This window comes from Kribbella sp. (genome assembly GCF_035687465.1).
Taxonomy (GTDB): Bacteria; Actinomycetota; Actinomycetes; order Propionibacteriales; family Kribbellaceae; genus Kribbella.
This window is the reverse complement of the sequence record NZ_DASRXP010000569.1, coordinates 1-9,822: the sequence shown is the minus strand read 5'-3', so window position 1 is coordinate 9,822 and position 9,822 is coordinate 1. Positions and strand designations below refer to the sequence as shown.

The 9,822-nt window shown below is 68.0% G+C and carries 9 protein-coding genes; 5 read left to right on the top strand and 4 right to left on the bottom strand.

Features of this window, described 5'->3' with window-relative positions:
- Both VFG33_RS30220 and VFG33_RS30215 read left to right on the top strand, forming a co-directional pair.
- A partial coding sequence (locus tag VFG33_RS30220; protein ID WP_325056390.1) for a glucosylglycerate hydrolase family protein occupies positions 1-1,384 on the top strand: 1,384 nt, incomplete at its 5' end.
- Positions 1,385-1,560: 176 nt separating this feature from the next.
- Entirely contained in the window at positions 1,561-1,893 is a 333-nt protein-coding gene (locus VFG33_RS30215) for a hypothetical protein (RefSeq protein ID WP_325056389.1), read from the top strand.
- Between the two features lie 93 nt (positions 1,894-1,986).
- Here VFG33_RS30215 and VFG33_RS30210 read toward each other — a convergent pair whose 3' ends face one another.
- Positions 1,987-2,232 (bottom strand): DUF7455 domain-containing protein, encoded by a 246-nt coding sequence (locus VFG33_RS30210; RefSeq protein WP_325056388.1) that lies wholly within the window; start codon positions 2,230-2,232, stop codon positions 1,987-1,989.
- A gap of 462 nt (positions 2,233-2,694) precedes the next feature.
- Here VFG33_RS30210 and VFG33_RS30205 point away from each other — a divergent pair, with 462 nt between their 5' ends.
- The gene (locus VFG33_RS30205; protein WP_325056387.1) at positions 2,695-4,779 is read left to right on the top strand and encodes a DNA gyrase/topoisomerase IV subunit B; all 2,085 of its coding nucleotides are present in this window, start codon (positions 2,695-2,697) and stop codon (positions 4,777-4,779) included.
- A gap of 98 nt (positions 4,780-4,877) precedes the next feature.
- Positions 4,878-6,218: an FAD-binding oxidoreductase gene (locus tag VFG33_RS30200; RefSeq protein ID WP_325056386.1), complete on the top strand. Its 1,341-nt coding sequence runs from the start codon at positions 4,878-4,880 to the stop codon at positions 6,216-6,218.
- Between the two features lie 25 nt (positions 6,219-6,243).
- On the opposite strand, the gene VFG33_RS30195 is transcribed toward VFG33_RS30200, so the two are convergent.
- Positions 6,244-7,545: a PA0049 C-terminal domain-containing protein gene (locus tag VFG33_RS30195; RefSeq protein WP_325056385.1), complete on the bottom strand. Its 1,302-nt coding sequence runs from the start codon at positions 7,543-7,545 to the stop codon at positions 6,244-6,246.
- A 131-nt stretch (positions 7,546-7,676) separates the two neighbouring features.
- Between VFG33_RS30195 and VFG33_RS30190 the strand changes: the two genes are divergently transcribed.
- Positions 7,677-8,444, top strand: coding sequence for a carbonic anhydrase (locus VFG33_RS30190; protein ID WP_325056384.1), 768 nt, complete (start codon positions 7,677-7,679; stop codon positions 8,442-8,444).
- Here the strand turns inward: VFG33_RS30190 and VFG33_RS30185 are convergent.
- Together VFG33_RS30185 and VFG33_RS30180 are read right to left on the bottom strand one after the other, a co-directional pair.
- The gene (locus tag VFG33_RS30185; RefSeq protein WP_325056383.1) at positions 8,437-8,946 is read right to left on the bottom strand and encodes a beta-class carbonic anhydrase; all 510 of its coding nucleotides are present in this window, start codon (positions 8,944-8,946) and stop codon (positions 8,437-8,439) included. The genes VFG33_RS30190 and VFG33_RS30185 overlap by 8 nt on opposite strands.
- Positions 8,943-9,821, bottom strand: a complete 879-nt coding sequence (locus VFG33_RS30180) for a ferredoxin family protein (protein WP_325056382.1) — start codon at positions 9,819-9,821, stop codon at positions 8,943-8,945. Before VFG33_RS30180 ends, VFG33_RS30185 begins: the two co-directional genes overlap by 4 nt.
- Position 9,822: the final 1 nt, after the last annotated feature.

The following is a 9,822-nucleotide window of genomic DNA, read 5'->3' as shown; positions in this document are numbered from 1 at the left end:
CGAGCGTTCGTCGTACAGCGAAGTCGGCGTCGAGTGCGACGACGCTCGGTTGCAGCGATGGGTGCGGCGCTCTCTTGACGATGTGGCTGGTCTCCAGCTGGTCGCAGATCGCACCGGAGATCGGGGAGAGCGCTATCTCGGGGCGGGACCGCCCTGGTACCTGACCCTGTTCGGACGGGACTCGCTGATCTCGGCGGGCATGGTGATCCCGGTCGATCCGGAGCTTGCGGCCGGTACCTTGCGGGCTCTCGCGCGCAGGCAGGGGACCAAGGTCGACCCGGACGCCGCCGAGCAGCCCGGCAAGATCCCGCACGAGCTCCGCGCGGAGGTCGCCGACCACGGCGATGGGCTGGTGCTCCCGCAGGTCTACTACGGAACCCACGACGCGACTCAGCTCTGGATCACCACGCTCCACAAGGCGTGGCGCTGGGGGATGCCGGCCGACGAGGTCCGTGAGTTGTTGCCGAACCTCCAGAGAGCGCTCACCTGGATCAGGGACTACGCGGATCCCGACGGCGACGGCTTCCTCGAGTACATCGACGAGTCCGGTCACGGCCTGGCCAACCAGGGCTGGAAGGACTCCAACGATTCGGTGCAGTGGCCGGAGGGAACTCTCGCCACGGCGCCGATCGCGCTCTGCGAAGTCCAGGGCTATGCCTACGCTGCGGCCCTCGCGGGTGCTGAACTCCTGACGGCGTTCGGCCTCGATGGTGCAGCCGAGTGGCTCGACTGGGCCGCCGCGATGAAAGAGCGCTTCCGGGCCACCTTCTGGGTGGACGGCTACCCGGCGATCGCGCTCGACGGCGACAAACGCCCCGTTGCCGGACCCGCGTCCAACATGAGCCACCTTCTCGGCACGGGTCTCCTCGATCAAGCCGAGGAAGCCGCCGTCGCCGCGCAGTTGGCCGATCCCCAGCTGGACAGCGGTTTCGGGATGAGAACGTTGTCCTCGGCAATGACCCGGTTCAACCCGCTCGGCTACCACACCGGCAGCATCTGGCCGCATGACACCGCGATGGGGGTCCAGGGTCTGTACGCAGCCGGCCAGGCCGCGACCGCGACGTCGTACGTGCGAGGGCTGCTGGATGCGGCGGAGGGGTTCGGCTACCGGCTGCCCGAGTTGTACGGCGGAAGCGGTGCCGAGGTGGAGAGCACGCCGACGCCGTACCCGCTGTCGTGCCGTCCGCAAGCGTGGGCAGCCGCCTCGGCTATTGCGGTGGTCGTGGCAGCACTGGGGATCTCGCCGGACGTTCCGAACGATTCTCTCGACATCACCCCCGCCGAGCCCTTCCCCTGGCACCGCCTTCAACTGGACGGCATCAGAGTCGGCGACAGAACCCTCACGGTGCGCATCGAGGACGGCGAGCTCACCGTCGAGTCATGAGAAGGCGCTGACGGCGGCAAGTGCCGCGATGCTCAGGTAGATCCCGCCGACCAAGTACCGCTGGATGTTGCCCCCGCGCTGTGTGCGAAAGCGGCGGCCGACGGCGTCTGCGCCAATCGCATAGGTGAGATCGAAGAGCAGCCCGATCACAAGTACCGCGACCGACCGACAAGCGCATGCCGGCCGGGTACGGCGTGGTCGTGGTCGAGGACAACGCTTCTTCGGCCTGGGATCCGAGCGGACCGGAGATCCCGCCGCTGGCCGCATTCGCACCGCCGCATGCCGAGGTGCTGACCATCGGATCGGTGTCGAAGGCCGTCTGGGGCGGACTGAGGATCGGCTGGATCCGCGCCCCGCGGCCGCTCGCGGAACGGCCGGCCCGGCACAAAGCCCTCAGGGTGCCGTTCAGCTACCCGGACGAGGTGATGGTCGACGCGGTCGACCGGATGGCGCGGGCCTGGCAGGAACTGCGTCGGCACGGACCCGCGCCCGCAGTACCGCTGGTGTGACCGCTGGAATGACGGATGGCGGCCACCCTGTCCGGGTGACCGCCATCGATGAAACCTGTTCGGGAGCGCCCTCGTCGGCGCTGTGAGGCCCGGTTACCGGTCGTCCTCCGCGGCGACGGCAGTCGGAGCGTCTTCGAGCCGACCCGTCTCGTCGTGGATGGTGATCGCGATGTTGCGCAGCTTCTCCGAGTGTTCCCGGCCGTGGTGGGCGCAGAACAGAAGCTCCCCACCGCTGGTCAGGGTTACGCGGACGTAGGCCTGCGCGCCGCAGCGGTCACAACGGTCCGCAGCCGACAGGGTCGAACTCGGGGCGAGTGCTGTAGTCACTTGAGGCCTCATCTCATCTAGTTCCGTACTCACCAGATAGAAACATCCTGACACGCGGATCGCTTCCCGGTAGGGGCAGCGTGTCCGTATGTGAGACGAACCACCTGTTCCCTTATGACGCATATTGACGGGCGATCGTTTCGGATTCGGGCGAATTCGTGTTTCCAGCGAGTGTCGGGCGTGTCTTCTTTCACTGTGCGCCATGATTCCGTCACAGCGCGCTGATGTTCGGAGTGTCGTAGAACACGTCAATCGAGTCCGGATCGATACCTGCCGGAACACCTTTCTGTCAGGCGATTTTGGTGCTAGCCGGGGTACCCCGACCAGATCATGGATACACCAGCGCCACCAGCCGGGGCTTCCCGAGTTTTGGGGGTGCGGCTGCGTAGGCTAGAACAAGTGCGACGGCGAGCCGTTGCCCGCCTGTTGTGATGCAGTCCGCTTGTGAACCAGTGAAAGCAGTGAAGGAGCCCAGTGGCCGCCCCGACGCCTCGCAGTGCCGAGCTCGACCCGACGTACAACGCCCGCAACCTGCTCGTCCTCGAGGGGCTGGAGGCCGTCCGCAAGCGGCCGGGGATGTACATCGGCTCGACCGACAGCCGCGGTCTGATGCATTGCCTCTGGGAGATCATCGACAACGCGGTCGACGAGGCGCTGGCCGGGCACGGTGAGCGGATCGACGTCGTCCTCTACAAGGACGGGTCGGTCGAGGTGCGGGACAAGGCCCGTGGCATCCCGGTCGACATCGAGCCGAAGACCAAGCTCAGCGGGGTCGAGGTCGTCTTCACCAAGCTGCACGCCGGCGGTAAGTTCGGCGGCGGTTCGTACAACGCTTCCGGTGGTCTGCACGGTGTCGGTGCCTCGGTGGTGAACGCCCTGTCCGCCCGCCTCGATGTCGAGGTCGACCGCGGTGGGGTGATCTGGACGACCTCGTTCCGTCGCGGTGCGGCGGGGGAGTTCGACGACGAGGGCCCGTCGGCCGGCTTCACCGCGGCGAAGGGTCTGCGCAAGGCCGGCCGGGCGAAGAAGGGTGTCACCGGCACCCGGATCCGGTACTGGGCGGACCGGCAGATCTTCACCAAGGACGCGACCTTCAACTACGACGAGTTGGTCACCCGGGCGCGGCAGACGTCGTTCCTGGTGCCGGGCCTCGAGCTGGTGATCCGGGACGAGCGGACCGACGAGCCGACCGAGGAGTCGTTCAAGCACGACGGCGGGATCAGCGAGTTCTGCGAGTTCCTCGCCACCGACCAGAAGGTCACCGACGTGGTCCGGCTGTCCGGCACCGGCCACTTCACCGAGACCGTGCCGATGCTCGACGACGCCGGCCACATGACGCCGACGGATGTCGAGCGCGACCTCGACGTCGACATCGCGGTCCGCTGGGGCGACGGGTACGAGACCGAGACCCGTTCGTTCGTGAACATCGTGGCGACGCCCAAGGGCGGGACCCACATGGCCGGGTTCGAGCGCGCGCTGTCGAAGGCGTTCACCGGCGTACTGACCGGGACCCGGCTGCTGAAGAGCGGCGAGGAGATCATCAAGGACGACGTGATGGAGGGCCTCACCTCCGTCGTCACCGTCCGCCTGGCCGAGCCGCAGTTCGACGGGCAGACCAAGGAGGTGCTCGGTACTCCGGCCGCTTCGCGGATCGTGGCGAAGGTGGTCCAGACCGAGCTGGAGTCGTTCCTCACCTCGACCAAGGGCGCGCAGAAGGCACAAGCCCGCGCAGTACTGGAGAAGGTGGTCGCGGCGTCGCGGACCCGGGTTGCCGCGCGGCAGCACCGGGAGTTGCAGCGCCGGAAGACCGCGCTGGAGTCGTCGGCGTTGCCGGCCAAGCTGGCGGACTGCCGGAGCAACGACGTGGACCGGTCCGAACTGTTCATCGTCGAGGGTGATTCGGCACTCGGTACGGCGAAGCTGGCGCGGAGCTCGGAGTTCCAGGCGCTGCTGCCGATCCGGGGCAAGATCCTCAATGTGCAGAAGGCGTCCGTCGGCGACATGCTGAAGAACCTCGAGTGCGCGTCGATCATCCAGGTGGTCGGGGCCGGGTCCGGGCGCACGTTCGATCTCGAGCAGGCGCGCTACGGCAAGATCATCTTCATGGCGGACGCCGACTCCGACGGCGCGCACATCCGCTGCCTGCTGGCGACGCTGTTCTTCCGGTACATGCGGCCGCTGGTCGACGCGGGTCGCGTCTACACCGCCGTACCGCCGCTGCACCGCTTCGAGTTGACGAACCCGAAGAAGGGGCAGGAGAAGTACATCTACACCTACAGCGACGCGGAGTACCAGCGGAAGTCGGCCGAGCTGATGAAGAAGGGCGTCAAGTGGAAAGAGCCCCCGCAGCGCTACAAGGGTCTCGGTGAGATGGACGCCGACCAGCTGGCGGAAACCACCATGGATCCCCGCCACCGCACCCTGCGCCGCATCACCGTCGACGACGGCGAAGCCGCAGCCGGCGTCTTCGACCTCCTGATGGGCAACGACGTAGCCCCCCGCAAGGAATTCATCGTCCAAGGCGCCTACGAACTGGACGAGACCCGCATCGACGCCTGACGTCGGCCCGGTTCGGGACTGCCGGAGCCGTCGTCACATTTGGTCGAGTTGTTTCGTCACACAGGTATTCGAACCGAATTCTTGTGTGGAAGGACGTCATGACCTCAGTGCTGGAAACTCTTCGCCGTGACTTCGGCGGCGACATCATCGAACCGGGCGGAGCGGAGTACGAGTCGGCCAGTCGCTCGGTCCTGGTCTCGGGAAGCCCCATCTACGTGCTGCGACCCAAGAGCGTCGGGGACGTGCAGGCAGGTGTCAGATTCGCCGCCGCCGTCAAGCTCGACCTGTCCGTGCGAGGCGGCGGCCACGGCTTCCCTGGCTTCGGCACCAACGACGGCGGCGTCGTGATCGACCTGAGCAAGCTCGCGACCGTGGAGGTCGTCGACAAGGAACGTCACCTCGTCCGGATCGGCGGCGGTGCCACCTGGGGGCAGGTCGCGACCGCCCTGGCTCCGGACGGCCTGGCGATCTCCTCGGGCGACACCAAGAGCGTCGGTGTCGGTGGGCTGACCTTGACCGGTGGCATCGGCTGGAAGGTCAGGAAGTACGGTCTGGCCCTGGACAGCGTGGTCGGCGCAGAGGTGGTCACCGCCGACGGAGAGGTCGTCCAGGCGACCGCGGAGGAGAACCCGGAGCTGTTCTGGGCGCTTCGCGGTGGCGGTGGCAATTTCGGGATCGTGACCGCCTTCGAGTTCGTGGCCCATCCGACGGCGGACGTCTTCTACGGCAAGATCGCCTTCCCGGCAGCGGAGACGGCCACTGTGTTCCAGGGCTGGGCGGACTACCTCCGCAGCGCCCCCGAAGAACTCACCTCCATCGCGGTCGTCGCCAATCCGTTCGCCGGCGGACCTGAGCCGCTGGTCGAGATCCACGTCGCCTTCGACGGCGACGACCCGGAGCTCGCCGCGCAGGCGATCGACCCGATCCGACGGCTCGGCAGGGTGGTCGTCGACGAGGTCGCGCTGACGCCGTACGCGGACACGCTCGTGGACGGAGCGATTCCGCCGCCAGGTATCCAGCTCCTCACCCGCAGCGGTTTTGCCGGCAAGGAGGCGGTGTCCGAGGTCCTCCGGATCCTTGCCGAGGTCGGGACGTCGGAGCGGTCGCCGATCATCGCCGTTCGCAGCGTCGGTGGCGCGGTCTCCCGGGTGCCCGACGACGCCACCGCCTATGCGCATCGCCAGGCGGAGCTGATGTTCGTGACCACCACCGCGGGTCCGGCGCCGGTCATCGACGGGGCTCGTCCGGTTCTGGACGCGATCTGGAGCAGACTCACCCCGTACACCAGCGGCGCCTACGCGAACTTCCTCACCACTGCCACCGAGGAGGATGTCGCCGCTGTCTATCCGACCCAGACCTACCAGCGGCTCGCGGCGGTCAAGCGTCAGTACGACCCCGGCAACCTGTTCGCCGGCAACCACAACGTCCCGCCCCGGTAAGCCTTGGCGGACCTCGGCGCGGTCCTCAGCTGAGGGCCGCGTGGAGGATGGCGTGGGCGCCGGTGACGATCGCGTCGCGGTTGGACTCGTACGTCGGGTCGGTGATGGCAGTCGTGTTCGTGGTGTCGAACTGGAGAACCGGGACGTGCAGGTGGCCGGCCGGCATCAACGGGTCCACGAGATCGCGTTGGAGGGTGTTGCGGTAGGCGACCTCGTTCGAGAGGTAACCGCCGCCTGCTCCTTCGGATGCGATGGAACCAGCAGTCGGACCGAGCGGACGTCGTACTGGCAGGGTCTCGCCGGCCGGGATCTCCAGGACTGAGGTGTTCACCCGGGTCCGGAACGGCGCGACGTCGGCGAGCGACATCCGGGCCGTCGGGAGGCTGGTGGTCAACCACTCGGGACCGGGCGGCATGCTCGGCGAGACCACCGGGGCGTTCACCGTCCCGCCGCCCCACAGGTTGTTGTTGTCACCGATCGAGCTGACCGAGCGCCGCCGGCCGTTGAACACCTCGAGGTCGAAGATCCCGACCCTGCCCTGACTCGCCGTCATCACCAGGTCCGCGTGCTGCGGTCCCGGCCGGTAGTGCGGGGCGAGTGCGTTCTCGACCATGTCCTCGTCGAAGTCGGTGTACCGGACCGGGAAGACCACCGTCTGGATCTCGTACGTCGTGCCGTTGATCTTCCACCGCTGTCCGTCCAGGCTGAGCGCGTTCGCGCCGGACGGGTTGCCGATCCGGATGTCCGCGTCCAGCGTGAACGGGTCGAACCCGGTGACCACGATCTTCCGTACGCCGGGGCTGAACCGGGTGCTGTTGATCCCGCGGGACGAGTACTCCAGGCTCCGGATCAGCGCGTCGCGCTCCGCGGTCCCCAGGGCGAACCGCGGCTGCCACTGACGCAGCGCGAGCGCCATCGAGATCCGGGCCCAGTACAGGCCACGGTCGTCGGTCGACGGCAGAGCCGGTGCGGTCTGCGGGTGCTGGGCACGGTAGGTCGCGGTCTTCCAGAGCGCCTCGCCCTGGACCCGGACCAGCACCTCAGCGGCCTTGGGGTTCGGCATCGCACAGAGCAACTTGCCGAACAACGCGACCTGCTTGTCGAACCCGGACCGGGCCAGAATCTCGGCCGGCACGGACGAGCCGCCGGCGATGCCATTGTCGAGGCGCTGCTCTTCGACGGTGCCGGTCACGGCCGGATCGAGGCAGCCTCCGGCCGATTCGGTGTCGACGGCAGCGGGCGCACTGGGCGCAGCGGTCAGGACGCTGGTCAGGGCCAGGGCGCCGACCAGCAGGGAGCGGGAAACAGAGCTTGGGCGGAGTCTCATAAGGGCTGTCTATCAGATCCTCGCGGCTCCACCGAGAGATCGGAACAGACCCCGGTGTTGCAGGCAGTATGCAAGGGGTTACCTTCGGATTGCGGCGTACGCCCACGCCGCACCTCGTGAGGAGCAGAACTTTGACGACCCCGACATCACGCCGCCGTTTTCTGGCCACCACGCTGAGCACCACGCTCGGTGCAGGCCTAGGAATAGCCGCTCTGACCGGCTGCGCTACCGACGACGCCAGCGGCAGTGCGAACCCTACTCCCGGTCCCGTCCAGCCTGCGGGTGGCGCCGGACCCGGCGTCGAGCCGCCCATCACGACCGGTGACCAAGCGCTGCAGCGCCTGCTCGAAGGCAACAAGCGGTACGTCGAGAACCAGTCCGACGACGTCGACGAGGGACCGGCGCGCCGGGTCGAGGTGAGCAAGAGCCAGCATCCGTTCGCGACCGTGCTCGGCTGTGTGGACTCGCGGGTCCCGATCGAGCTGGTCTTCGATCGCGGGCTCGGCGATCTGGTGGTGGTCCGCAGCGCCGGTGAGGTACTGGACCACTCGGTGACCGGCAGCCTGGAGTTCGGGGTCGCCGAGCTGAAGACTCCGCTGCTGATGGTGCTCGGCCATCAGCGCTGCGGCGCGATCGACGCGACCATCAAGGCGCTCGACGCCAAGGAGACCGACGAGGAAGGCGACATCGGCTACCTGGTCAAGGCGCTGAGCCCTGCGGTTCAGCAGGTGACCGGCAAGCCGGGCGACCGGCTGACCAACGCGGTCCACGCCAACGTCGACCTGATCCTCGCCCAGCTCCGCACGTCGTCCGTGCTCGGCCCGCTCGAGAAGGAGGGCAAGGTGAAACTCGTCGGCGCGTACTACGAACTCGACACCGGCAAGGTCGTGGTCAGCTGATCTGCTCCAGGCGGCCGGTGTCGACGTTGTACATGAAGCCGCCGACGAGGACGTCGTCGCCGATCAGCGGGTGCTCCCGCACGGCGGCGACGTCGCGGCGGAGCGCCTCCAGCTGGTCGGGGACGACGTTGAGCGGCAGGTAGCCGGCGGGTTTGCCGGCGGCTAGCTCGACCTTCGCTCGCAACTCATCCTCCGTCATCGCCGCCATCGCGCAGCGGGTGTGCGGGATCACCATGATCCGACGGACCCCGAGCAACTGCACCCCAAGGACCAGTCCGGTCATGGTCAGCTCGGTGACCCGCCCGCCCGCGCTGCGCAGTACCTTGGCGTCGCCGGGCTTGAGGCCGAGCAGCTCCAGCGGCGGGATCCGGGAGTCCATACAGGTGACCACGCCGACGCCGGCGTGGGCGATGCCGTCGAAGCCGCTGTAGCGGAAATGCTCCGCGTACTTCGCGTTGGCCGCCAGCAGGTCCTCGAACCCGGTGATGACCTCGGCGCTCATCGGATGCCGCCGGGAATCGCGGTGCCGGCACGCAGGATCGACATGTCGTAGGGCTCCTTTCCGCAGGACTCCGGGCGGGGTGGGTGGACGGTCTCGGTGGTGACCGGAACGGTCCAGACCCGGTCGTCGACGTGTCGTACCGTGACGGTCTCCAGGTCTTCCGCGATGACGCTGAGCGTGTCCAACCCGACCTCGCCGATGAGGTTGCGGATGGCGATCTCAGCGACCTGGCCGCGCTTGGTCCAGGTGGACCGGCCGCGCAGCTTGTCGAGCACCGTCTCGCCGCGGTCGGCCGCGGCGAGAACGGCGGTGGCCAGCTCGAGGTCGAGATGGCCGTGCATGGTTCCGGCGGGTAGCAGGGCCGCTGTCGGTGCGAACCGATGACCACCGAGGTGGGTCGACTCCCACACTCTCCCCGGCGCGGCGGCCGTCAGAGCCGCGGCGATGGGGCGTCCGAGTAGCGCGCAACACTCGTCACGCTTGCCGTTCGTGCAGACCAGCAGCACCGGCTCTGTCACCGGTGCCAGTTCAGGCAGCGACTTCACGACGACGTCCAGCTCGCCGCGGTTGATCGCGTCCAGGTCGAGCGCGTCCAGCAGGAGCGGATCGGCGACAGTCCCGCTGAGCAGCCAAGTGCGGCCGGGCGTCGTGCTGGCGACGAAGACGCGGTGTGAGTTCGGGGAGTCGGGATGCCTGCCGGGGGAGCGGATCAGCCCGAAGCGGAGGTCGGCCTTCTTGCAGGCGGCATCGATCTTCGCGCCGAAGTCCGGGTCGAGGTGACTCTGCGTCGGTGCCTTGCCGCCCCACGGACCCGGCTGCTCGACGAGAAGCCAGCCGGAGGCCATGACGGCTGTGCCGGGCAGCGGCTCCCGCAGC

What these genes read in the sequence shown, in the direction of transcription:
- VFG33_RS30200 (WP_325056386.1), top strand. Translation starts at nt 4,878, where the DNA reads ATGACCTCAGTGCTGGAAACTCTTCGCCGTGACTTCGGCGGCGACATC.
- VFG33_RS30215 (WP_325056389.1), top strand. Translation starts at nt 1,561, where the DNA reads ATGCCGGCCGGGTACGGCGTGGTCGTGGTCGAGGACAACGCTTCTTCG.
- VFG33_RS30210 (WP_325056388.1), bottom strand. Translation starts at nt 2,232, where the DNA reads ATGAGGCCTCAAGTGACTACAGCACTCGCCCCGAGTTCGACCCTGTCG.
- VFG33_RS30195 (WP_325056385.1), bottom strand. Translation starts at nt 7,545, where the DNA reads ATGAGACTCCGCCCAAGCTCTGTTTCCCGCTCCCTGCTGGTCGGCGCC.
- VFG33_RS30185 (WP_325056383.1), bottom strand. Translation starts at nt 8,946, where the DNA reads ATGAGCGCCGAGGTCATCACCGGGTTCGAGGACCTGCTGGCGGCCAAC.